Genomic DNA, 24,316 nt, shown 5'->3' on the forward strand with positions numbered 1-24,316 from the left:
ACAAAAAAAACCTGAAGGCCGAAAGCCATCAGATTTTCATCACTGTCTATTTAAACTAACGAGTTTTTGTTTAGCCCGCTAAATCACTCGAGTGTAAACACTTGGTTGGCCTGACTTACTTTTCAAAGAGTTCTGCCTCTACTCCACCCCACACGCCCCCAACACCACATTTACAACATGCTCAATGTTGTCGTCGATGTCCTTCCCTTCTGGGATGGCACGCATGTCGAAGACTTGTGGCCACAAGAACATGCCGTTGAACAGGCTCGAGTAGGTGTTCGTGAAAAGCTCGGGTGTCATGTTGCTGAGTTTGCCTGCTTCTATGCCACCGGCAAACCACCCGGCTAGTGCTTTGGCGTTATAGAGCTTGGTGATAATGGCTTGGGCCATGTCAGGCTGGCGAAGAAACTCGATCAAGATGACGCGTGTCAGCGGAATGCCGTAAGAGTGGTAGAGAATATCGACTTCCTTTCGGCTAATAATTTTTAGCTGCTCATACGCGCTGATTTCAGGGTCAAACGGATAGCTAGCTGTTTCCTGTACAGACTCTTGAATGATGGTCAGTACGGATTCAAACAACACCTCTTTACTTTCAAAATGGCGATATAGCGTGCGCTTAGACACTTCTGCCGAGGTGCAGACCCTGTCCATGTTTGCTGCGATAAAACCGTATCGAATGAATTCTTCCTTCGCCGCGTTGATGATGGCCAGACGTTTTTGTTCCGAGCGTGTCATTACATTTCTCCGTTTACCGATGCATCAACTTTAGCAAGGCAGTTATTAAAAAAACACTTTTGAGTTTACCTTTTGGCAAGACATGCATGAAATAAACTCTAGAGTTTACTTCCGTCCCATCTATTGCGTCGGAAATAACCAACAAACACAAAAACCTTCAAACAGTGGTCGCGGCTGACCCTTCTTTCTAAGGAGAAAAAGGTGAACATGGTTTCTAAAAAGTCTGCATTGGCAACATTCAAAGCCAATACCCTCGCTGTGAGCATCGCGGTGTCTGTCCTTCTATTGAGTGGATGTGGCGAGAAAGAGGTTCAGCAAGTTGCTGCACCTGTTATTAAACCAGCCCTTACCGAATTGGTATCCGCACGCGCCAGTGATGAACTGAGTTTCAATGGCGTTATTCGCGCAGCGGAACGTGCCGATTTGGCGTTTCGCGTTGGAGGCCGTCTCACAGACGTGTTCGTGAAAGAAGGCGACCAAGTAAAAGAAGGCCAAGTGCTGGCTATGCTCGATGCGCGTGATGCGAAAACGGCATTGGCATCCGCCAAGTTGGAACTGAAAAACACCGAAGTCGAATATCGTCGTGCAAAAGCGATTTTCGACAAAAGCCAAGCCATTTCAAAAAGCGATTTGGACGCCATTACGACGCGTTACGACTTAGCGAAAAACCGTGTGGAAGATGCCACGCGTCAGCTTGAATATACCGAGTTTAAAGCCCCGTTTGACGGCATTATTGGTCGCAAGTTCGTGGATAATCACATTCAAATTCAAGCCAATGAAACCATTGTGGTTTTGCAAGATTTGAATGATTTGGAAGTGGTGATCAACATTCCTCACAAGGTGATGTTGTCTGGCCTAAATCAAACCAAAGCGTTGGCAGAACTGTCTGCAATTCCGGGCCAACAGTTCCCGCTGGTTCTTCGTACTTATGCCACCGAAGCCGATCCTGTTTCCCAAACCTACCCTGTTGTTTTGGGCTTTGATGATATGAAAGGCTTCCGCGCCTTGCCGGGCATGGCGGTGAAAGTCGTCCCTGCTGACGCAACCGATGCGCAAGAGCAAGCGCAAATTTTGACCGTGCCATTGACTGCGGTCGTTCCTGACAACCAAGGCAAACAGTTTGTGTGGGTGATCAATGCCGACAACAAAGCCGAAAAACGCTTTATCGAAGTGGGTGCATTGAGCAAAAACCGCATTGTGGTGAAAAGTCACCTCGCGCAAGGAGAGCGTGTGGTGATCGCGGGTGTGTCCAGCATTCGCGAAGGGTTAGAAGTGCGTCCTTATACCGACAACACGTCTACCAAAAATAATAACGGAGCGTAATCGATGGACTTAGCGCGTATCACCATCGCCAAACGTACCAGCGTTTGGGTATTGATAGCCCTTACGCTGATCGGCGGCTACATCAGCTATTTAAACCTTGGTCGCTTTGAAGATCCCGAATTTGTTATCCGTCAGGCGGTCATCAACACGGCATACTCTGGCGCTACGGCGCAAGAAGTCTCTGACGAAGTCACAGACGTGATTGAAGGCGCTGTGCAATCACTTCAAGAACTCAAAGAAGTGAAATCCGTGTCGAAACAAGGTATGTCCGAAGTCACGGTCGAAATCAAACTGGAATTCGCCAAAAGCGCGGCGGATTTACAGCAAGTGTGGGACAAGCTTCGCCGTAAGATTTCCGATGTGCAGCGACAGCTCCCTCCTGGTGCCGGCCCTTCCATCGTCAACGATGACTTTGCCGATGTGTATGCCCTCTTCTTTGCCGTCACCGGCGAAGGGTTTACCGACAAGCAATTGCAAGATTACGTTGATACGTTACGTCGTGACTTAGTGCTGGTACCGGGCGTTGCCAAAACCGCCACGTTAGCCGAACAACAAGAAACCATCTTTGTTGAAATCTCCAGCGAACGTTTAGCGAAATTCGGCGTATCTGCGGAGAAAGTCTACCAAGTGCTGCAAAAGCAGAACATGGTGACTGTGGCTGGCAGCATCGAAACCGACGCCATGCGTATTCCCGTGATCCCAAGCTCAAGCATTGATTCGTTCGCTGACTTGAAAAACCTGCAAATCGCCGTCGGCAACAACAATACCGTGCTGCGTTTGGGCGACATTGCCGACGTCACGCGCGGCTACAAAGAACCGGCATCTATGTTGATGCGCTACAACGGCGAACGTGCGATTGGCTTTGGTATCTCCAATGTCACTGGCGGTAACGTTGTCGACATGGGCGATGCCGTTAAAGCACGCATTGCAGAGTTGGATGATCAACGCCCGCTGGGCATGGAGCTGCATGTTATTTCGATGCAATCCGACTCGGTGCGTGATTCTGTCACCAACTTTATTGATAACTTGATTGCCGCTGTCGCCATTGTATTTGTGGTATTACTGCTGTTCATGGGCGTGCGTTCTGGCGTGATCATCGGCTTCGTCTTGCTACTGACCGTGGCTGGCACACTGTGCGTGATGTTAATAGAAGACATCGCCATGCAGCGTATATCGCTGGGTGCATTGATCATCGCGCTGGGCATGTTGGTGGATAACGCCATCGTGGTGACCGACGGTGTTCTCGTGCGCTTCCAGCAAAACCCTGATGAAGACCGTGAAACCATCGTGTCAGAAGTCGTGAATGCCACCAAATGGCCACTGCTTGGCGGTACGGTCGTCGGTATCTGTGCGTTCAGCGCAATTGGTTTGTCCCCTTCCGACATGGGCGAATACGCAGGTTCCCTGTTCTGGGTGATCTTGTATTCCATGTTCTTGAGCTGGGTGTTTGCCGTCACCATCACGCCGATGCTTTGTTTGGACTTCCTCAAAGTCAAAGCGGTAAAAGCCGACCAAAAACCAAGCCGCGTCGTCACCGCCTATAAAGGCTTGTTGCAATGGGTATTGGCGCACCGCGCAGCAAGTTCGTTGATGTTACTTGGCACACTCGCCACCGCGATGTGGAGCGTGCAGTTCGTGCCTCCGGGCTTCATGCCTGAATCGCAACGTGCGCAGTTTGTTGTCGATGTTTACTTGCCGCAAGGCTCTGACATCAAACACACCGAAGCATTGGTCGCGAACATTGAAAAAGACGTGCAAGCCAAAGAAGGCATCACCAATATTTCTAGCTTCATTGGCGGCGGTGGTTTGCGCTTCATGCTGACCTACGCTCCCGAAGCGCGTAACCCAAGTTACGGCCAGTTGCTGATCGACATCGACGATTACAAGAAAATCGCGCCATTGTTGGGTGAACTGCAACACGCGCTTTCCGTGAAATACCCAGACGCATCAATCAAGGTATGGAAGTTCATGCTAGGTCGCGGGGGCGGCAAGAAAATTGAAGCGGGCTTTAAAGTCCAGACAGCGCTGTTTTGCGTGAGCTGGCGGAAAAAGCCAAAGCTATCATGCTGAACGATCCGAACTTGATTGCGGTGCAAGACGATTGGCGTCAGCAAGTGCCCGTGCTTCGCCCTGTTTATTCCGCAGAAGACGCTCAACGCTATGGCTTGACGACGCAAGACATCAACCAAGCGATTGCCCAGACGTTATCAGGCCGCAATGTGGGTGTTTACCGTGAAGGGAACGATTTGATTCCAATGGTCGTCCGCGCACCAGAAAGCGAACGCAACCACCAGCGCGCGATTGAAAACACCGAAGTGTTTAGCCAGACCGTCGGCGCGTTCATTCCTGTTAGCCAAGTGGTCGAGTCGGTCAATGTGGTGTATCAAGATGACATGCTTCGCCGTATTGACCGCACCCCAACCATTCTGGTGCAAGCGGACCCTGCCCCAGGTGTGTTAACGGCGGATGCGTTCAACAAGGTTCGCACGGAAATTGAAGCCCTCGAATTGCCACCGGGTTACTCCCTGAAATGGTATGGCGAATACAAGGCTTCAAAAGATGCTAACGAAGGTTTGGCAATCTCAGCACCATACGGCTTTGCAGCGATGATTTTGGCGGTCATCTTTATGTTCAACGCGATTCGTCAGCCGTTGGTGATTTGGTTAACCGCCCCACTCGCCATCATTGGTGTGACGGTCGGTTTGATCATCTTCCAAACGCCGTTTGAGTTTATGGCGATACTCGGCTTCTTGAGCCTGATCGGGATGATGGTGAAAAACGCCATTGTGCTAGTCGACCAAGCCGACGTGGAAATAAGTGACGGTAAAACTGCTTACCACGCGATTATCGATGCCGCACTCAGCCGCGCAAGGCCAGTATTACTGGGCGCATTGACCACCATTTTGGGTGTCGCCCCTCTCTTGGTAGACCCGTTCTTCAAGAGTATGGCTGTCACCATCATGTTTGGTCTGCTGTTTGCCACCATCCTAACCTTGGTGGTGATCCCGCTGTTCTATGCGATTTTCTTTAGGGTGAAGGTGGAAGCGATTTAAGGATAAGAACTGCAAAGTAGAGAGCAAAACGCCACGTGAATACGTGGCGTTTTTGTAGGTGCTTAAAGAACAGTCGCTTGGCTCAAAAGTGTGTTGGGGAGCTAATTTTTTTAAGCATCAAGTTGCTTAAATTACTGTACTATCAACAGTGTCAATGCACAGTATGCAATTCTGTTTAAATGAACAGCGCTATGGGTATAGTGAAAAAGCACATTTTTAGGTCGGGACGCCTGATTTTTAAAATTTTGAGTGTAGGGCATGCAGCCATCTAGTTGATTTTTAGCCAGTCGATTTTGAATCTGAACAACTGTACGAGTGCTCGTCGGGCGTCCCGTTTTTGGGCTAAAAAAGGCAAGTTGCCCGCTAATAGGTTGTTAGTTTCATCGGAGTAGTACGAAACAATGGTAAAAGAAACAATTAACTCCTTGAAAGGAGTTTTATATGAACGTATTAGCAGCCCTTTATGGGGGACGTACTTTATCTCTTTTGTTGTATACAATTGGAGCGCAATCCTAATTTTAGCCAGTATGTAGTGGTCAACTCATTCCGGACAGTAAATTAGGCTGATTTTCAGCTTTCGCAGGTGGAAGACCACCGTTATAACTATGCGGTCTCTTCCAGTTGTAATAGCTCATCAGGTAATGGCTGATATCTTTGGATGCCTCAGCAAAAGATGCATAGCCTGTTGCTGGTATCCATTCAGATTTTAGACTTCTAAATAGCCTTTCCATTGGAGCGTTGTCCCAGCAGTTGCCACGGCGACTCATGCTTTGTGTCATCCGATACCGCCACAGGTGTTGTCGAAACTGGCGACTGCTGTATTGGGAGCCTTGATCCGAATGGAACATCACGCCACTTGGTTTTCCTCGTTGCTCATACGCCATCGACAACGCTTTTGTCACCAATGCCGCATCAGGACTGTCAGACATGGCCCAACCGACAACCCGTCTGCGATACAGATCAATGACAACGGCAAGATAGCACCAACGATGACCCGCCCATATATAGGTAATATCGCCGCACCATACTTGATTTGGGGCGTCGACAGTGAACTGACGATCAAGCTGATTGGGAATATCAGGCCGTTCAACCGTAGCTTGCTTATAGTTATGTGAACCGGGTTGCTTGCTGATGAGTTGTGCCTCTTTCATCAATCGGCGAACCTTGAATCGTCCAATCTTATGTCCGATTTCACACATCATGCCGACCAGAGTGCGACTACCCGCAGAGCTTCTGCTCAGCGTAAACAGTCGGTTGATCTCGCTACGAAGATGCAAACGTTCAGCATCAATATCATGGCGTCGTTGGCAGTGCTCATAGTAAGTCGACGTGGCGATATCGAACACAGTACAGACCAATTCTACCGGTTCTTGCTCTCTCAATTGGTCTATCAGCGCGTACGTTCGAGTTCGTCCGACATCAAGAGAGCAGTAGCCTTTTTTAGAATAGATTTTTCTCGTTCAAGTCGATGGATCCTTGCCTCTAACTCTTGGATTTTCTGCTGCTCTGGCGTTAAGGCTTTGGAAACTGGCGTACTACCGCCGCGCTCTTGTTCAAGTTGTGTGACCCAGCGTCTGAGTCCCGTTTCACCGACGTTTAATGAGCGGCTAGCCTCAGCAATTGAATACCCTTGGTCAAGTACCAAACAGGCTGCTTCTAGTTTAAATTCAGCGGAGAATGAACGACGTTGTCTTGTCATGGAACACCTCTTTCTTTAGTGGTGACTTTACCACCTTAAATGGTGTCCGGGATCATTAAACCACTACAATATTTACTCTGAATATATGAAGACTCAGGGTAAAGTCAGACGAGACAAATTTGAAGAAAAAACGCGACTGACGGTTGAACAAAGCAATGAGTTAAGGCAGCGCATTTTTAACATTCAAACTTCTAGCCGTGAGATGACATCGTTTCAAGATCAGGAAATCAACTCACTTAAAGAAACTATTTCGTCATTAAAATCGCAGTTAGAATCTAGTGAGCAGGACGAAGAGATGGGGTTGTTGGTTGAACAACTTCAGAAAGTTCAGTCAGAGAAAGCTGAACTATCGGCGAAAGTGGCAAAAGTAGAATTAGAGTTGGCTAATAGTCGGGCATATATCAAGACTGATGCAGTTGATATTGAATATGCCTTTGCGCGAATCATTGGTAATGAAACTGGTGCTAGAGGTACAGAACATGATGCTGATATCTTTAGAGGTGGTGACATAAGCCATATTTCTGATGCACTGGATAGTGCTATAGCTAGCATTGAATTGCGCTTAAATAGCATCCATTTTTTGCCAAGTGACAATGAAAGTGGTGGAATTGCTGCTCAACTAGGAGTGGCAATTATGCAATTGAAGCGCACAAGTAAGTCGATGAAAGAACTCACGGTGTACGAGCCGAATGATTATCATTGGGGAATAGTTGCCAACCTAATGACTGTTATCAATACACTTCTGGAGTTAGCTGAAAGAAATGAAACTAACGAATAGCGGCGAATAGCGGGGACAGGCACCCTAAGAAAAGCACAATATTATCAGTTTCATACATTCAGTGCCCTCAAGTTCAAAGACGCTTAGTAAAGATGAATGGTTGCCTTTTGAACGATATCCTTTTCATATTGTTTGATTGCCACCATTTTGATTACTAATGACTAAACCCCGTTCATCTCTCATCAGTATCGACGCAACCCCATACTATCACTGCGTTTCACGTTGCGTTCGCCGTTCATTTCTGTGTGGATATGATGAACAAGCCCAGCAATCCTATGAACACCGCAGAGGGTGGATTGAGAACGGCTGATCACACAGTTAAAGTCGGGACATACACCCAAAAATCAATACCTTACACCATCACCACTTCGTATTATCTAGCTCAAAGACGTCGTGTAAACACCCAGCATTAACGATTGGTCGATATGCCTCTCGTCTCACTCAACCATTAACCATTAACCATTAACCATCATCAAACTAAAATACAAAGCTCGCTCCTCTCTCACTCAATGTCGCTGACGCATCCTACTCACCATGTGCCTCATTTTTATTTTATTTTGTGAACCTAAGCGCTGCTAATCCACGCTTGTCTAATAGTTAGTACAGATTTCATCCCCCTCCTTGCTTCTAATTGATGCAGTGGCAAACAACAATTATCAGCCACTTTTTCAGGACCAACGTCCGCGTCGGTTGCAAAAAACGCATTCAAAACCACGCGGAAAACATTACTTGGAGAAAGGTATGAACATCAACGATCAAGATCTATCTGAGCCAAATTCACTCTCACTGACGTTCGATGAGCAGCAGAACGACGTCATTAACGCGGCCTCAACAACCCGTGCTGCTTCAGACATTATCGGCACTGACCAAAACGACACCCTGCACGGAGACGACAACGATAACCGTATCTATGGGCTGGATTACAACGACACACTCTATGGCCATGGTGGCGATGACGAGCTTTATGGTGGTTCGCGCTCTGATACGCTGTACGGTGGTGATGGTAACGACAAACTCTACGGCATGACCGATACCGCCCCTACTGGCCCTTACTATGGATTTAATCGTCTCTATGGCGAGAGCGGAAACGATGAGCTCTATGGCAGTTTAGGAATTGATCATCTCTACGGTGGCCTGCACAACGATGTGCTTTACGGCGACCAAGGCAATGACAGTTTATATGGTGAACAAGGCCACGATACCTTGCATGGCGGAGACGGTGCAGATCGCTTATATGGCGACGGAGGCAATGACACGCTCCATGGTGAAGATGGCATTGACAAGCTTTATGGTGGCGCTGGCGACGATTTTCTTTCCGGCGGTGAAGGCAACGATGAGATCTCTGGCGATGCTGGAGACGACCAGCTTGAGGGGGATTCAGGTGATGACGAGCTCACTGGCGGCGCTGGCAATGACATACTGAATGGCGGTGATGGCGATGATACCCTCCTTGCCAATGTAGGAAATGACACCCTATATGGTGGCGAAGGTAACGATACGCTTTATGGTAACGAAGGCGACGACACGCTCAATGGTCAAAACGGTAATGACACGCTCTTCGGCGACCAAGGCGATGACACACTCTTCGGTGGGAATGGCAATAATTCGCTAGATGGTGGCTCTGGCTATGATCGCGCTTATGGCGCTTCCGGTGACGATACGATCATTGACAGCGAACTGGCCATCGGTGCCGGTGGCAAGGATATTATTTTCGCCAATGCACACACTGCCGATGTTGCCATTGGCGGCGCAGGCAATGATTGGGTTGAAGGCTTTGGCGGTGACCTAGTTAGTGGCGGAAGCGGTAATGATGTGCTGGTGAGCTTTGGTAAAAACGACACGTTGCAAGGTGGCACAGGCGATGACGTTTTACTTATCGAAGGCTCGACTGCAGACAGCACACGTCTTTTCGGCGGCGCGGGTGACGATTACTTGTCAGGAAATGGCAAAGACCAGCTTCTGATTGGCGGAAGCGGCGCAGATATATTTCATTTTGGGCATTCGATTTTACGCAGCGAAGATGTCATCCCTAATGAGACCCCTTCCATTGGTCATGACCGCATTGTTGATTTTGAAATAGGTGTCGATACCATCAGCATCGACACAAGCCTCGCCAACAGCATTGACGATCTGATCATCGAGCAGCATGGCATCACAACGCGCATAACCCTGTCAGATGGCTCGACCATTATTCTAAACAAGGTCCAAGCGACCGATCTCAGTACTTCAGATTTTGCTTTTACGAGCGCAAACACCTACTCAGACAGACTGGGTGATTGGCAGAGTTATGCCGATAGCTACTGGCGCTTTTCTACTGCTTCGAACAACGACACCATCAACATAAAGAAAATCGGTAACAATACGAATAACGCTGAATACTTCGATGGCGGTGCGGGTGATGACACCCTAACGTCCAGGGGCGGTAACGATATATTGGCGGGTGGAGATGGTAATGACACTTTCGAACTACGACAAGAAATCCGTTTTTCTAGCACCGATACCTCTACTGATATTCAAACTGTGCAGATTGAAGATTTCACCGTTGGCACAGACACATTGACCATCTCCTTTAACTCTTACAATCTAAGCGGCTTTGATTTATCGATGATTACCGCGAAGCAAGTAGGCTCCGCAGCTGTATTAGAACTTAATGAATATTTCCAGGTTGTCCTGAAAAATTTCGACGCTACCTCGTTTGAAAGCGAGCAAGTTTCCTATGTCATTCGTGGCAACAATGGCAACGAAACGTTACTTGGCGATGATGCAAATAACACAATTTCAGGAGAAATAGGCAACGACATCATCGAAGGTAACGGCGGTGACGACACACTCGATGGCGGCGCAGGCAACGACGCAGTTTCTGGTGGCAACGGTAACGATCAACTCTGGGGAGGAGGAGGTAGTGACACGCTATTCGGTAACGAGGGTAACGATAAACTCTATGCCGAGGGCGGCAACGACCAACTAGACGGCGGCGCGGGTGATGATCTGCTCGTTGCAGACATTGGCAACAATATACTCACGGGTGGTTCAGGTGAAGATACGTTTAAAGCCGGAGACTATGAAAAAAATGGCAGTCAAAATAGCCAATATCACAATACAGTGACTGACTTTGAAATAGATAAAGACAGTGTGGAAATCACTCATGCGCTAGATAGTTTGAGTCTTCATCACCTCGATGATGATGGGATCTACAGCGTGAGCGACTTCTTTTCACAAGTCGGCAGTGACGTGCTGATAGAAGGTTCTCGCCAAGCGTCAGTCACGCTAGAAAACATCAATCTCGCCGACCTCAATGGTGGCCAATTTCACTTCACGTTGATTGGTCGCAACAGCGCCGACCACATTGTGGGGGGCGATGGCAATGACACCCTTATTGGCCGAAAAGGCAATGACACACTAGAAGGTGGAGCTGGAAACGACTGGCTTGAAGGTGGCGTTGGCTTCGACACGCTGACAGGCGGTCAAGGCGCGGACACCTTTGTTGTTGATGATGATCAGGTTGATTTCAGCATCGTAGAAACGGATACGATTTCCGATTTCGAAGTTGGCATCGATAAGGTACTTTTCTCTCATTACAATGCCGATAAAATTGATTTTGATGATTTCATCATCACACAGCAAGGCAGCGACACCCTAGTAGAACTGATCCGTCCGTACTCGATTGACGAAAGAGAATACGTTGATGACTACGTGCATGTCTTGTTTAAAAACACCAATGTGTCTGATATCACTGCGGATGACTTTGTCTTTGTGTAAAGCGGGTCTTTAATTCACTCGGCGACTTAACGAAGCCCTCCGGCCATGTTGACTGCTGACGCTGCACATTAGCTTATCAATTCAACCTCCCTGCTTAAGGGAGGTTGAACTGCTTCCCAATAATGTGTGATTTCATTGTATGATGACAGAAGGTTTCCTTTTCTTTCGTTATGGATGCGCTCATGGGAGACGCTCTACACCAATTGCAATTCTCGGTATCTATCACCGGCCCTATCTGCTTAATGCTGATACTCGGGGTGGTGTTTAAACGCATCGGCCTTATCAACGACAACTTCATCGAAGTCGGTTCAAAGCTCGTTTTTCAAGTGACCCTTCCGACCATGCTGTTTTTAAGTATTGTCGTCTCTGAGCACGATTTCTCTGCCGCAAGTGGGTTTGTAAATTACGGCATTATCGCCAGCATCCTGTTTTTTATCTTTGCCTATCTCTCGGTCAAATTGGTCTTTAAAGACTCCCCCCACCAAGGCGTAATTATTCAAGGTAGTTACCGTGCCAACACCGGTATCATCGGCATCGCTTTTGTAGCGAACGCGTATGGTTCGCAAGGCGTCGCATTGGCAGCCTTGTATGTGGCGGTGACGACATTTATCTATAACGTGCAAGCGGTTATCTGCCTTTCACCCAAAGGGGCAGCATCTGGGGCACAAACCGCGAAATTGATGTTTCGCACCCTGACCAAAAACCCGCTTATCATCTCGATTCTTTCTGGCATGACATTTTACATGCTTTCCATACCCGTACCCGACGTGGTGGTTGATGCAGGAAACTACTTGGCGAAAATGACGCTTCCTTTGGCGCTATTGTGTACGGGGGCATCGCTTAATTTTAGCTTGATGAAAAAAGAGAAAGGACCTTCGTGGTTTGCAAGTAGCTACAAACTCATTGTTGCGCCGATCCTCATCACTTTGGGGGCCTATTTGGTTGGCTTCAGGGGGATAGAGTTGGGCATTTTATTCTTCATGAATGCCTCTCCCGTCGCGGCAGCCAGCTATGTCATGGTGCGCTCAATGGGTGGAAATGCCGTACTGGCCGCTAACATGATTGCATTTACCACGGTGCTTTCTGCTGTCACATGTACAGTGGGTATTGTCGTTCTCAAAGCGCATGGATTGATATAGCGAGAGGATAGTCACTACTTTTTCCACAAAGTGCGTTGGCGCTAAAAAATCACATCTCCTCTGAACGCTTACTCTAGCCTCACATTCATTTTGCAAGTGGGCTTCGAGCCTAAGCAGAAAAGTTACATTACGTCGCATTTCCACATTCACGAAAGAGAACCCCAAGCTTAGAGGTGTTAAAAAATAGACACTTATGTTTTTGGATATTTTGGAGAGAAAATGGATGTTGGTGTTTCGATACTTGCTTTAGTTGGCGCAGCTGCCTTCTATTACTTTGTACTTTACTCTAAGCCGCAAGATGAAGATTGGCAAAAACTGCCAACACTTTCAGAGTACTTATCAAAACATCCGGAGTGCAAAGCGGATGACCCAGAAAATGCCAAATGTTACAGCTGTAGTTCTGATAAAGTTATTTTTCAGCCGTTAACGGTACATGAAGACCCTCGTTACAAGCATATTTGCCTTTCGTGCAAAAAAACGCTTTTTAGAAGTAAAGCGATCATGTCGTAGCTGTTTTAGCTTAGATAGGTTGCATGGCAAAGGACGCGGTGGTCATATGCTTCTCATCTCAGTCAATCGTTAATCCTCATCTACTCAAGTGTGTCTATCAAGTCAGTGGCTATTCAGTCTGATAATCTAAAATTACTTTTATTTATAACGCTGTATGTCCTTACTGTATGGATAGGCTTAACTGTAGACAACAGGCTGTTTCATGGGTTTGAGGTTGTATTGGCGACATTTGGTACAGGGCTTTTCGTTGGCTTTTGTTTGTATCAGCGAAAAGACCCACTCAAGTTTTACACCAAATCTGATGATGACAGGCACTTTTTTAGAAGACAAAAACCGCATTTTTACGCATGCCTATTCCTTCTTTTCATAGGATCGCTTTCTCTCTACACACCAACAAGTGAACCATTTGAAATTATTGTACCCATAGTAGAAAAGCGTACGAGCGTATTCAGCAGAGGACAAACGCACGTTTTATACTTGGAACATGAATCGTTTGGCACTCTCAGAATGGTGGTACCAAAACGAATTTGGACAGCACATTATCAAGGCGACTTGATGCTGTTAGAAGTTCAAGAAAATGCGTTAGGTCTGTACATTGTTAACCGTTACGAGGCTTTAAGTGGCTAGCAAAAACCGAGATGCAAACCCAAATAAAATCAAGATATTATGACCATCATCATTATGCATTTTCTGGCTCAAAGACGTCGCCTAAACATCCGGCATTAACGATTGGTCGATATTTTTTTCGTAGCACTCAACCGTAAACCATCATCAAACGCAATGATAAAGGCCGCACCTCTCATATCTGTATCGATGCAACGCCCAGTCACAACACCACAAAAGCCCACATTAAAGACATACCATTTTAGTGCATGGCATATCCTTAAATAGCCATTTCCTTTATAGGCGATTTGGGTGCCAATTTTTGCTCAAAAAACACAATCAGAATCGCACAGCGATCATGGATCGCCACAAAGGAGCCTAATGCTCCCTCAGTCTTCGCGCGCTGTTTCTTCTCAATCTATACATTCTCGCGCTATCAAAACGACGCAGCGGCCAATCACCCAACACAGGGCGATGCCTTCGGTCTCCCCTTCCACTCCCGAAACATCAAACATGTTCAGCGGTCGTCAATCGACATCAGACTATGAAAAAGAGGCTGACCACATTGCCGAGAACACGATGCGCATGTCACCGTCATTCAGCATGCCCCGCGATGAAGCGCCCGATCCGTCTCGGCAAAACGGTCATCTGTCGTCGTTCACATCAGGAGGCGTTGCCATACCCAACACGACAAGGGGTTTCTTTGAATCTCGTATGGGACGGGATTTGAGCAAAGTGAGAATTCATCAAAACAGTACCGCTGATTTGGCGACGCGCGCGCTAGGCGCAAAAGCCTTTGCCATTGAAGATCATGTTTGGTTGAGTTCAAAAGTAGAAACTCAACCCAACATGACGCTCGCGCATGAACTGGCTCATGTTCTCCAATGGCAAGCAGGCGCGCCATCGACCATTCGTGCAGACATTTTCGACAAGTCCTTAACGCAGCAACTTTTGATGGCAGATTTTGAAGGTCTGGATGTGGATACCGTCGAAAGGTTGCTTGAAGCCATGCTCGTTTATATCGAAAACTTTCCAGAGGGATCGATTGATCGCCAAGCATTGCAAGAAAACCTCGACATGGCATCACAAGCGCTGGCAAGAATGACAACGTCAGAACCTGAGCCTGAACCGACACCCGCAGAACGTCGAGCACGAAGACGACGCTTGGAAACACCAGATCCAGATACGATGCGTCGTGATATTCAACGCATCATGAATTTGGTTCAAGAAACACACGTTAGCGACGGAGAAGAGGCGCAAATTCTCGTGATTATTGAACGCTACACCTCGTCACAATATCGCTTTGAGTTGTTCTTACGCGCTTTAGATAATCGCCATTACTATGCGGGCGCATTTGGTGGATACAAATTCCGCAGTGGTGTTACCGCTGTTTCTCGTGAGCTCGAAGGACCGAGATGGCGTCGCTTTCGTCAACTACTTCGCACTCACAGCCGCAGTTATCGAGATTTTGAGCCTCCGGAGGAACTCACATTCGGACAAAGCTTTTGGACGGATTTGTCCGAAGGCCAGATTAGAGACCAAATTTTCGCGTATTTTCATGGCATGGGACAAGCCGGCGTCGCCATGGCAACATCATTTATCGATATGGTAAGAGACCCCGTCGGCTTTATTCGCAGTATTGGGGAGCTACCCCAAACCATTTCTACCTTCTGGCGAAATAGACGCCAAATTCTGAACACCTTTATGTCCGCGTCACCAGAAGAGCAAGCACGCTACATTGGGCGGCTATTTGGCGAAGCTGAGATCTTTTTAGCGACAATGGGCTCGGGAACGACCACTGCCCTCGCTCGCGCAACGAGAGTGCTAGCACCTATTCCCGCTGAAGCGGTGGTTGCGTCAGGCCGAGGGGCTGCAGCGATGAGTGGCGGTGGTGGCATGGCATTAGATCTTGGTCGACTAGGGCCATTTGCTCAACAAGGCATGCAGATGACGGCCCATTCTGCACAACTTGGCAGCGGCAATGGTGCAGTGCGAGAAGTGGCAGAAGAAGCAAGAACGTCATCCGGATCTTCTGGCTCAGGGTCTACTCGCACGAGACGTAGCCCTGAACACGACGCTCCCCAAAATTTAACCCCTGATGAAGCGAGGCGTCTTGAGATTTTGGAAGAATTTGCCGATGCGCAATCGACTCATCGCCGACCAGATGTTGCCCCTGAAGGCACGCGAGCAACAGGCACAACCACACGCCCTAGAACCCGATCTCTTTCTGATGCCGACGTGCTTGCGGCGAATCTAGAACGAGCAGTGGCGACAAGGCCGCCCGGTCATCACGCGCATCACATGATCCCCAAAGGCATGCGAGAAGCAGGACCAGCAAGAGAGATTCTTGAACGGTTCAATATCGGCATTAACTCAGAAAGAAACGGCGTATGGCTAGCATCAGAGTATGGCGTTCCCAACGTGAGCACAGGCCAAATCCACTCTACGATCCACACAAGACGATATGTTCGATGGCTCAATGAGCAACTCATCCAAGCCTCTCATGGCGGACGAGCGGGTGTGCTAGACGCTCTCGCAAGCATAAGAAGCCAAATTCTTAATGGAAGCGTGCCTTTATAATCTGTGATGACCAAAGACCACGATTGGCCCTTCCCCTAACCTAACGCATTGGTGATCATGGTTTCATATTTTGCTCACCAAACCGATATTGCACGCAAGAAATGAACCCAAGCTAGCTAGGCAACTAATTCGCAGTAAACCATTCACACAGCGCATTCAGCGTTAATTGCACGGCTGGGTGCTTGGCGTCTGATTTTCGGGTTAAGACATGCCAAGTTAACGGCAACCCGTTTTCCATTAACGGCACCGCAACAACCAGTTCCTGCTTCAAAGATCGAGTAATGGCCCATTTGGAAAGAATGCTGACCCCAAGGTCAACCGCGATCATTTCGACAATGGCATCCGTCATTTCGACAGACTGAATATGACGTAAGCGAATACCGGACGGTTTGATAAACCGTTCGTACTCAAACCCCGGCAACGCATCAAGGCTGTAGGTGAGGTAATCCACGTCTGACAGGTCTTGTGCTATCACCCAAGGCTTGTCAGCGAAAGGATGTTGAGGATGGGTAACGAGGACGAGTTCATCTTGAATCAATGGGACGGATGAAAACGCCGAGTTGTCGATATTCACTGGGGAGATCAGCAAATCGGTTGCGCCAGTGAGCAATGTGTTTTCTGCTTCGCGTGTTGCTGCTGCAACAAAGTCGACTTGTAGCTTCTCGCGTTTCACGGGGAGAGACGCTAGAAAACCGGGAACCCAATGGTAAGCGCTGTATGCCGCAATACCTATTTTCACGAGGTGATTGGCGTTTTGCGCTGTCAGCTCAAAATCTTTTTCCGCACGCGCCAATTCAGGTAGCAGCACTTGCGCTGCTTGTATTAATGCATGCCCTGCTGGTGTGGGTCGTAATCTGCGTCCATCTCGTTCAAAGATGGGATTACCTAAACGTCGCTCTGCCTCAGCAAGACGGTGACTTAGGGCAGACTGCGTAACGCCAATGACCTCTGCTGCGCGCCCTAAGTTTCCATGTTTCCCGACGGCTTCCAATAGCTTCCAGTGCTTAATGTCCAATCGCATAGATGAGAGTTCTTCATGTATAACGCGTGACTTTCATTAATTATATGACGGAAGTGTCGCTATGATCCATTGAGTCTTGGTGAATAAACGTTCACCGCTAAGGGAATGATGGGAATGATGGGAATGATGGGAATGATGACATGGGAACAATGATGATGATTGGCGCGGCAATCGGGTTTGGATTAAATCCGTTGCTGTCCCAGTTATTGTTTCAACAAGGATTTTCATCTGAAGTGGTTGCACTGTTTCGGTTTGGTGTTCCCATGTTATTCGTTTTGCCCTATTTAGGGGCGATGAAACACAATCGCTCCGAATATCTAAGAAGTATGGCGGTGGGGGCATGTTCGGGAGTAGGAATGCTGGCGTTTCTTGAAAGCTTGCATTGGGTATCTCCCACCTCTGTCATTATGATTTACTACACTTACCCCTTATTCGCGATGTTGCTCGGCTGGCTATGTTTCGGCCAAGCCATTACCCGAAATCGCATGATTGCAGCGGGGATCATTGGTCTCGCGGTGTCATTGATGCAGGATTCTTTTGGAGCATCGAATGCCTCTGTGGGGCAGGTCTTACTTTGCTTTGTCGCGCCCGCGTCTTATGCCTTGGTGATTAACTATTTCTCTCGTCCAGTGCGTCCACTAAAGGTGGGTGAACGAATGAGTGCTGCGATGGCTGGGCATATGATTGTGATTGTGCCGCTGGTAGGGATGATACAACCGACGATCGTTCTGCCAGTAAACGCGGAACAAAGCTGGCTTATTCTAGGATTAGGCGTGTTTTCTGCCGCCATTCCTCAATACCTTTTTGTCAGAGGAAGCCTTCTTATCGGAGGAGAGAAAGCAACAATGATTAGCACATTTGAAATCGTGTTTGCATTACTTTTCAGTGTGATGCTTCTTGGTCAATCTATTAGCTACTTTGAGCTTGTGGCGTGTTCTCTGATCGTGATTGCAGGCTTGATACGATTCGAGCCAGAGCCGTTAACGGAAAATATCAACCTCTCACTTTCGACAGAGAACCTGCGTCATGGAAACTGATCGGTTCTTATGAAGATCACGATAAAAAATGCACTAAACCGCCATTAACGTAGATCACTCCAGGAGGGCTGTCCTAACCATGGCTAGTCCCAACCATGGCTATTGAACATTCTCTGAGTCGGTGCTTATATGACCACTTTGTTTGACGGCCATTTTTTGGTAGGCAAATATATAAGTGCGACTAGATAAGGACATCAGACGTGAAAAAATACCTTTTAATACTCTTCTTTCCATTATTTTTATGTGCTGAACCTACGCCTCAGACCACTGATTCAGCTCAATATTTTTCAGAACTTAACAAGCAATTACGCATAGCAGAACTTGCAATGTTACATTTAACAGAAAATAAAGATTACCCATGGGACGAGCATCATCGGCCTTATGAAACCTACGACGATGCCAACAATCCTGAGTTATCTGATGAACAGTATGCTGAAATTGACCGCTTTGATTATGCCAAGAGTGTTTTATTAACATCTGTAACCGCGGTATATTCCATCGCCATCGCCGACAGCCCAAACGAACAGATTGAATACATGAAGGTCATATTTTCTGATCCGGAAGATGAGGCTGAGCGGGTTGCAATCGATTTTTCTTATCACAACTGGAAATTGTATAAAGACAGCCCAGAACAGTATTTAAGAGCCCTTTGGTCAAAAGCCATTGCAACCGACCTCAATCAGTTTATTTACTGAGATATCACCGTTGAATATGTGAGTGTCAAACAAGATAGTGACTAAAGGACTTTGCATGGTTTCACGTACCAAACACCCTCAGCTTACAAGGCACTTTAATCAGCTCTGTCGTTGATTCTGTTTTACCTACCAGGTCAAACACATTGGCGAGCATGGTTTCGACATCTTGTTCTACCATGCCTACGTTGCCAGGAAGAAATGAACCGAACGGGTCCCAATCAAAACAGCCGTAGCGAATCATTGCGCCTCCGTCCGGCAAGCCACTTTGCCAACTGACCACACCTTCGAGCGAAATGGTTGAATTGACGAACAAGCCCGTCGCGCCTGTGGGTTGAAAGTTTGCCAACAGCTGTTCTGCTTTCTTGGCGGAATAGCCCTCTGCCATCACGTAGTCGTCTGGCACAGCAATACCGCGTTCGCGCTGCGCGGCGAGAAAACCTTGAAGACGCGCTGCCGTGTTGTGATCGGTAAGTCGCCCACCAACAAAACGCAGTGGGCCAACCCAACCAAGTTCTCGCTCACAGCGATCCAAAATCAACTGCGTCAGCTCAAACGCCCCCGCATAGTTATCTGAAATCACGGACGCTGTTTTGCTACCGGGCAAATCCATATTGATGGATTGAACGCCTGCCGCATGGCAAAAATCGGAGATACGGTCTGGGTCAGTCGCGCCCGTTGAAATCAGGCATTCAGCTTGATAGGAAACCAGTTCGCGCGCAGCATCAAACTCTAGATCAGGGCTTCGTTGGGTACAGGTAACAACAGGAATAAGCCCACGCAAACGCGCCATGGATTCAAATTTTTCGGCAATGTCTCCGAAATAGCGATTGTCGTATTTCGGAACAATCATACCCACAATGTTTGATCGCTCACGCCGCAGCAAGCTGGCTTGGGCGTTCACCGCATAGCCTTCTTCTTTTGCTAACTGCAACACACGTTCGGCGAGCTTTGCACTGATCCGTCTCTTCTTCCATGTCCCGTTCAACACTGAGCTTACCGAACTTGGTGAAGCGCCTATGCGGGTCGCTAAATCATAGATGGTTGTTCGTTTCGTCTCTTTTTTCATTCTGTTCTTATTCGCCACAGTAAGGTGAGAAAACGGCTCAACTCTGAGAAAAACAAACCATGATGGTTAAATTTCACACTGAATTGTTAACAAGATGTTGACGCAGTTTAAACGATGGTGCAAAGATGCACAATCGATTGAGCAGCTTATCAATGTCCGTTGAGAGGCCGTTCAATATCGACAGTGCAGAAGGTTTTGTACTTCGAAAACATCTTCTTTCTCGTTTAGTTGATCGCTTAGTTAAGGAATCGCTGGGCTAATTAATCGAATAGGAAGTTCAGAGTAGTCGGTGATTGTTTGTGCAATCATCCTCAAAAAGCTCCTGCGCATACTCAGCATTACGGAGGATAAAATGACCAAGTTAACTAAGATAGCCGCACTTTCTAGTGTCGCAGCAACCCTGTTTGCTTCTGCTGCCATCGCTCAAACTGTGGCTTTCCTAATGCCAGACCAAGCATCCACCCGGTATGAAGAACACGATTGGCCGGGCTTTAAAACTGCGATGAACGCACTTTGTCCCGACTGCAAACTCATTTATCAAAACGGCAACGCCGATGTGGCGCTGCAACAACAACAGTTCAACTCAGTGATTGCGCAAGGTGCTGAAGTGATCGTGCTCGATCCTGTCGATTCTTCTGCCGCTGCGGCGTTGGTGCAAATCGCCAAATCTCAGGGTGTCAAAGTTATCGCATACGACCGCCCTATCCCCGATTACCCGGCTGATTTCTACGTGTCATTTGACAACGAAGGCATCGGTTATGCTATTGCACAATCTTTGGTCGAGCAACTTAAGCAATCCGGCGTTCCTGAAGGTGCTGGTGTTTTACAAATCAACGGTTCACCAACTGATGCTGCTGCGGGTTTAATCCGTGATGGCATCGACCGTGCGCTAGACGCATCGCCATACGTTACCCTGTCAGAATTTGATACGCCAGATTGGGCACCACCAAAAGCGCAAGAATGGACTGCGGGTCAAATCACGCGATTTGGTGACAAAATCACGGGTATTGTCGCGGCTAACGACGGCACAGGTGGTGGCGCGATTGCCGCACTGAAAGCCGCAGGTGTGAACCCCCTTCCTCCTGTAACGGGTAACGATGCCACCATCGCAGCACTGCAATTGATTATCGCGGGCGACCAATACAACACCATTTCAAAACCCTCTGAAATTGTTGCCGCCGCTGCTGCTGAAGTCGCCGTTACCTTGTTGAATGGCGACGCGCCAAAGGCTGAAATGTCGCTTTACAACACACCATCTCAATTGTTTGTCCCTGCTGTTGTGACACAAGCGAACATCAAACAAGAGATCTTTGACGCGGGCATTCAATCGCCAAGTGCCGTCTGCACAGCAGAGTATGCAGCCGCATGCGCGAAGCTTGGCATCACGCCTTAGCGTTTATCACACCATCGTTTTCATCATCACACATGCCGCCGCCAGAACGTTGGCGGCGCGCTCTCATTACTTAGGTGGAGAAGAGCATGGAGCAGTCACATTCAATCGCGAGTCGCGGAGAGTTAATCCTTAACCTTAGTGGCGTATGCAAGCAATTTGGTGCGGTTACTGCGCTGGAAAACATCGACCTTGATGTCCATGCTGGCGAAGTCGTCGCCTTGGTTGGCGATAATGGCGCCGGCAAATCTACCCTGGTGAAAGTCTTGGCGGGCGTGCACCAGCCCACTTCAGGCACCATCAAATATCTGGGTAAAGAAGTGTCATTAGACACCCCTGGTGAAGCCTTGGAGCTTGGCATTGCCACGGTTTTTCAGGACTTGGCGCTGTGTGAAAATCTCGATGTGGTTTCCAACCTTTTCCTCGGACACGAAGTGTCTCCGTGGTGCATGGACGAAGTGCAAATGGAAGTGCGTGCGTGGACGCTGTTGCAAGAGTTAGCGGCACGTATTCCATCTGTTCGCGAACCTGTCGCCTCGTTGTCTGGCGGCCAACGACAAACCGTCGCCATTGCCCGTTCATTGTTGCTAGACCCTCAAATCATCATGCTGGATGAACCTACCGCCGCATTGGGCGTTGCACAGACGGCAGAAGTACTGAACTTGATAGAACGTGTTCGCGAGCGTGGACACGGCGTTATCTTGATTTCCCATAACATGGATGATGTTCGCGCCGTCGCCGATCGCATCGTCGTGTTAAGGCTTGGTCAGAACAATGGCGTTTTCACCGCAGAAACATCTCATCAAGAACTTGTGGCGGCAATCACAGGGGCAAGTGAAAACTCTGTCTCCCGTCGTGAGGCCAAAATAGCCGCTGCTGGGGAGGACATCTCATGAGTAACAATGAACAGTCCAATGCACCGCTACCCAAGTTTGACCGTGCAGATTCTCGTGTCCGCTATGACAGTGGCATCGCGGGTGCGTTTCGCGGGTTCATCGATCGTGTACGCTCTGGTGACTTAGGCATGCTGCCTGTTGTTATCGGCCTTGTGTTGATTTCGGCTGTGTTCACCACGCTGAATCCGGTCTTTATTGCCCCGAACAACTTGGTCAACTTGCTGTTTGATGCCGCCGCAGTGGGATTGATTTCGTTGGGTGTTGTCTGCGTGCTGTTGCTGGGCGAAATCGACCTCTCGATTGGTTCGATGAGCGGATTATCCTCCGCGCTCATTGGCGTACTTTGGGTAAACGCGGGTTTTACGTTGCCGATTGCCATCTTCGCCTCGCTGTTAACGGGCGCAGCCGTTGGCGCAATCTATAGTTTTCTGCGAAATCGTTTCGATATGCCGAGCTTTGTTGCCACTTTGTCAGGCCTGCTCGCGCTGCTCGGTTTCCAGCTTTATATTCTTGGGCCAACAGGCTCGATCAACTTGCCCTTTACCTCGCCATTGGTGCGTTTTGGTCAAATCATGATCATGCCGGGTTGGTTTTCCTATTTGGTCGCATTAACACCGGGGGTGGTGATCATTGTTAGCGCGCTGCGCAACAACAAAAGCCGCGTCGCCGCCAATCTGTCATCGGCGGGTATGAGTGTTCCGCTGCTCAAAGCGGCAGTGCTGACGGTATGCTTGGTCTTTGCCGTGTTTTACCTCGAACTTGGCCGAGGCGTGCCATGGATGTTTGGTGTGTTCGTGTTGTTTGTGGTGATCCTCGATTACGCGCTCACACGCACCAAGTGGGGACGCTCTATGTTTGCAGTGGGCGGAAACGCAGAAGCGGCAAGGCGCTCAGGCATCAAGGTGCAACAAATTCGCATGTCGGCGTTCATCGTCTGCTCAACCTTTGCGGCACTGGGTGGCGTGTTCGCGGCTTCTCGCTTGGCATCTGCCAGCCAACAAGCCGGCACTGGCGATGTCAACCTTAATGCCATTGCGGCGGCGGTCATCGGCGGTACATCGTTGTTTGGTGGTCGTGGTTCTGCATGGTCAGCCTTGCTGGGCGTGCTTGTCATCATGGCGATTTCAAACGGGTTAACCCTGCTCAATCTGAGTTCATCCCTACGTTACATGATCACAGGTGCGGTACTCGCCATTGCCGTTATCGTCGACTCACTCGCCCGTAAATCCCGTGCAAGCCACGGTCGCGCTTAAACGCCGAAACAGAGTCAGAAAAGGATTGAAAATGAATAATCTTTTAGTCAACAAAACCGCTGCTATTACAGGCGCAGCCTCCGGGATTGGTCTGGCTTGTGCAACCATTTTAATTGAGCAAGGCGCGCGCGTTGTTCTGATTGATCGCGCAGAAGACAGGCTCAACGCCCTTTGTGAAGAGTTGGGCGAGAACGCAATACCGCTTGTGGTGGATTTATTTGATAACGCCCAAGTCTCTGCACTGGGCGATAGCATTCACGCATTGGTTGGCGATCTCGATATTTTCCATGCTAACGCCGGCGCTTATGTCGGCGGTGCTGCTGCCGAAGGCGACCCAGATGAATGGGATCGCGTGCTTAACCTCAATATCAATGCAGCATTTCGCAGCGTTCGTGCTGTTTTGCCTGCGATGATTGCGCGTAAATCTGGAGACATACTTTTCACCAGTTCTGTGGCTGGCGTTGTACCTGTTGTGTGGGAACCGATTTATACCGCCTCGAAATTTGCGGTTCAGGCGTTCGTGCATTCCACGCGCCGTCAGGTGTCTGAACACGGCATTCGCATAGGCGCCGTGCTTCCGGGGCCAGTGGTCACCGCATTACTGGATGATTGGCCAAAAGAGAAGATGGAAGAAGCCTTAGCCAACGGCTCACTCATGCAACCACGAGAAGTCGCTGAGGCGGTTTTATTCATGTTGACGCGACCACCCGGCGTGGTGGTTCGAGACATGGTCATCTTGCCTAACAGCGTTGATTTGTAGCGCGAGCGGAGGCTAATAC

Annotated in this window: 18 protein-coding genes and 2 pseudogenes; 16 read left to right on the top strand and 4 right to left on the bottom strand. The window is 48.6% G+C overall.

All coding sequences use genetic code 11. The annotated features are described in order from the left end of the window. Positions 1-138: 138 nt before the first annotated feature. The gene (locus AC3CIC_RS09095) at positions 139-735 is read right to left on the bottom strand and encodes a TetR/AcrR family transcriptional regulator (RefSeq protein ID WP_488514390.1); all 597 of its coding nucleotides are present in this window, start codon (positions 733-735) and stop codon (positions 139-141) included. A gap of 207 nt (positions 736-942) precedes the next feature. On the opposite strand from AC3CIC_RS09095, the gene AC3CIC_RS09100 reads away from it, so the two are divergent. Next, on the top strand, positions 943-2,058 hold the full coding sequence (locus tag AC3CIC_RS09100) for an efflux RND transporter periplasmic adaptor subunit (RefSeq protein WP_488515895.1): 1,116 nt from the start codon (positions 943-945) through the stop codon (positions 2,056-2,058). Between the two features lie 3 nt (positions 2,059-2,061). Further along, positions 2,062-5,111 (top strand): annotated as a pseudogene (locus AC3CIC_RS09105) (efflux RND transporter permease subunit). A 536-nt stretch (positions 5,112-5,647) separates the two neighbouring features. Here AC3CIC_RS09105 and AC3CIC_RS09110 read toward each other — a convergent pair. Then, a protein-coding gene (locus AC3CIC_RS09110; RefSeq protein ID WP_488514316.1) for an IS3 family transposase occupies positions 5,648-6,810 on the bottom strand; the annotation gives its coding sequence in 2 pieces (ribosomal slippage) (positions 5,648-6,555 and positions 6,555-6,810; 1,164 coding nt in all). Between the two features lie 85 nt (positions 6,811-6,895). On the opposite strand from AC3CIC_RS09110, the gene AC3CIC_RS09115 reads away from it, so the two are divergent. The 7 genes and pseudogenes from AC3CIC_RS09115 to AC3CIC_RS09145 all read left to right on the top strand — a co-directional run bounded on the left by AC3CIC_RS09115 (position 6,896) and on the right by AC3CIC_RS09145 (position 16,179). Then, positions 6,896-7,588 (top strand): hypothetical protein, encoded by a 693-nt coding sequence (locus tag AC3CIC_RS09115; RefSeq protein WP_488514391.1) that lies wholly within the window; start codon positions 6,896-6,898, stop codon positions 7,586-7,588. Between the two features lie 157 nt (positions 7,589-7,745). After that, positions 7,746-7,889, top strand: a pseudogene (locus AC3CIC_RS09120) (alpha-amylase family glycosyl hydrolase); the annotation flags it as partial. A 440-nt stretch (positions 7,890-8,329) separates the two neighbouring features. Further along, on the top strand, positions 8,330-11,347 hold the full coding sequence (locus AC3CIC_RS09125; RefSeq protein WP_488514392.1) for a calcium-binding protein: 3,018 nt from the start codon (positions 8,330-8,332) through the stop codon (positions 11,345-11,347). Positions 11,348-11,529: 182 nt separating this feature from the next. Next, the gene (locus tag AC3CIC_RS09130) at positions 11,530-12,486 is read left to right on the top strand and encodes an AEC family transporter (protein WP_488514393.1); all 957 of its coding nucleotides are present in this window, start codon (positions 11,530-11,532) and stop codon (positions 12,484-12,486) included. Between the two features lie 219 nt (positions 12,487-12,705). Beyond that, the gene (locus AC3CIC_RS09135) at positions 12,706-12,996 is read left to right on the top strand and encodes a hypothetical protein (protein WP_016959568.1); all 291 of its coding nucleotides are present in this window, start codon (positions 12,706-12,708) and stop codon (positions 12,994-12,996) included. 105 nt (positions 12,997-13,101) lie between these two features. Next, the gene (locus AC3CIC_RS09140; protein WP_488514394.1) at positions 13,102-13,623 is read left to right on the top strand and encodes a hypothetical protein; all 522 of its coding nucleotides are present in this window, start codon (positions 13,102-13,104) and stop codon (positions 13,621-13,623) included. A 357-nt stretch (positions 13,624-13,980) separates the two neighbouring features. Then, a complete protein-coding gene (locus AC3CIC_RS09145) occupies positions 13,981-16,179 on the top strand; it encodes an eCIS core domain-containing protein (RefSeq protein ID WP_488514395.1) in 2,199 nt (732 codons plus the stop codon). Positions 16,180-16,303: 124 nt separating this feature from the next. On the opposite strand, the gene AC3CIC_RS09150 is transcribed toward AC3CIC_RS09145, so the two are convergent. Beyond that, the gene (locus tag AC3CIC_RS09150; RefSeq protein WP_488514396.1) at positions 16,304-17,200 is read right to left on the bottom strand and encodes a LysR family transcriptional regulator; all 897 of its coding nucleotides are present in this window, start codon (positions 17,198-17,200) and stop codon (positions 16,304-16,306) included. A 140-nt stretch (positions 17,201-17,340) separates the two neighbouring features. On the opposite strand from AC3CIC_RS09150, the gene AC3CIC_RS09155 reads away from it, so the two are divergent. Both AC3CIC_RS09155 and AC3CIC_RS09160 read left to right on the top strand, forming a co-directional pair. Then, a complete protein-coding gene (locus AC3CIC_RS09155; RefSeq protein ID WP_488514397.1) occupies positions 17,341-18,237 on the top strand; it encodes a DMT family transporter in 897 nt (298 codons plus the stop codon). Positions 18,238-18,437: 200 nt separating this feature from the next. Then, positions 18,438-18,932 (top strand): hypothetical protein, encoded by a 495-nt coding sequence (locus tag AC3CIC_RS09160; protein ID WP_488514398.1) that lies wholly within the window; start codon positions 18,438-18,440, stop codon positions 18,930-18,932. A 61-nt stretch (positions 18,933-18,993) separates the two neighbouring features. On the opposite strand, the gene AC3CIC_RS09165 is transcribed toward AC3CIC_RS09160, so the two are convergent. Continuing rightward, entirely contained in the window at positions 18,994-19,998 is a 1,005-nt protein-coding gene (locus AC3CIC_RS09165; RefSeq protein ID WP_488514399.1) for a helix-turn-helix transcriptional regulator, read from the bottom strand. 125 nt (positions 19,999-20,123) lie between these two features. Here AC3CIC_RS09165 and AC3CIC_RS09170 point away from each other — a divergent pair, with 125 nt between their 5' ends. From AC3CIC_RS09170 to AC3CIC_RS09190, 5 genes are all read left to right on the top strand, one after another. After that, the gene (locus AC3CIC_RS09170) at positions 20,124-20,258 is read left to right on the top strand and encodes a hypothetical protein (RefSeq protein ID WP_277814681.1); all 135 of its coding nucleotides are present in this window, start codon (positions 20,124-20,126) and stop codon (positions 20,256-20,258) included. 92 nt (positions 20,259-20,350) lie between these two features. Continuing rightward, positions 20,351-21,391, top strand: a complete 1,041-nt coding sequence (locus AC3CIC_RS09175) for an ABC transporter substrate-binding protein (protein ID WP_488514400.1) — start codon at positions 20,351-20,353, stop codon at positions 21,389-21,391. 86 nt (positions 21,392-21,477) lie between these two features. Next, positions 21,478-22,284 carry an ATP-binding cassette domain-containing protein gene (locus AC3CIC_RS09180; protein ID WP_016959576.1) on the top strand — a complete coding sequence of 269 codons (807 nt, stop codon included), beginning with the start codon at positions 21,478-21,480 and terminating at the stop codon, positions 22,282-22,284. Further along, positions 22,281-23,537, top strand: a complete 1,257-nt coding sequence (locus AC3CIC_RS09185) for a sugar ABC transporter permease (RefSeq protein ID WP_488514401.1) — start codon at positions 22,281-22,283, stop codon at positions 23,535-23,537. The genes AC3CIC_RS09180 and AC3CIC_RS09185 overlap by 4 nt, the downstream gene beginning before the upstream one ends. A gap of 31 nt (positions 23,538-23,568) precedes the next feature. Further along, positions 23,569-24,297, top strand: coding sequence for an SDR family oxidoreductase (locus AC3CIC_RS09190; RefSeq protein ID WP_488514402.1), 729 nt, complete (start codon positions 23,569-23,571; stop codon positions 24,295-24,297). Positions 24,298-24,316: the final 19 nt, after the last annotated feature.

The organism is Enterovibrio sp. QJM3NY_24, from assembly GCF_057786035.1.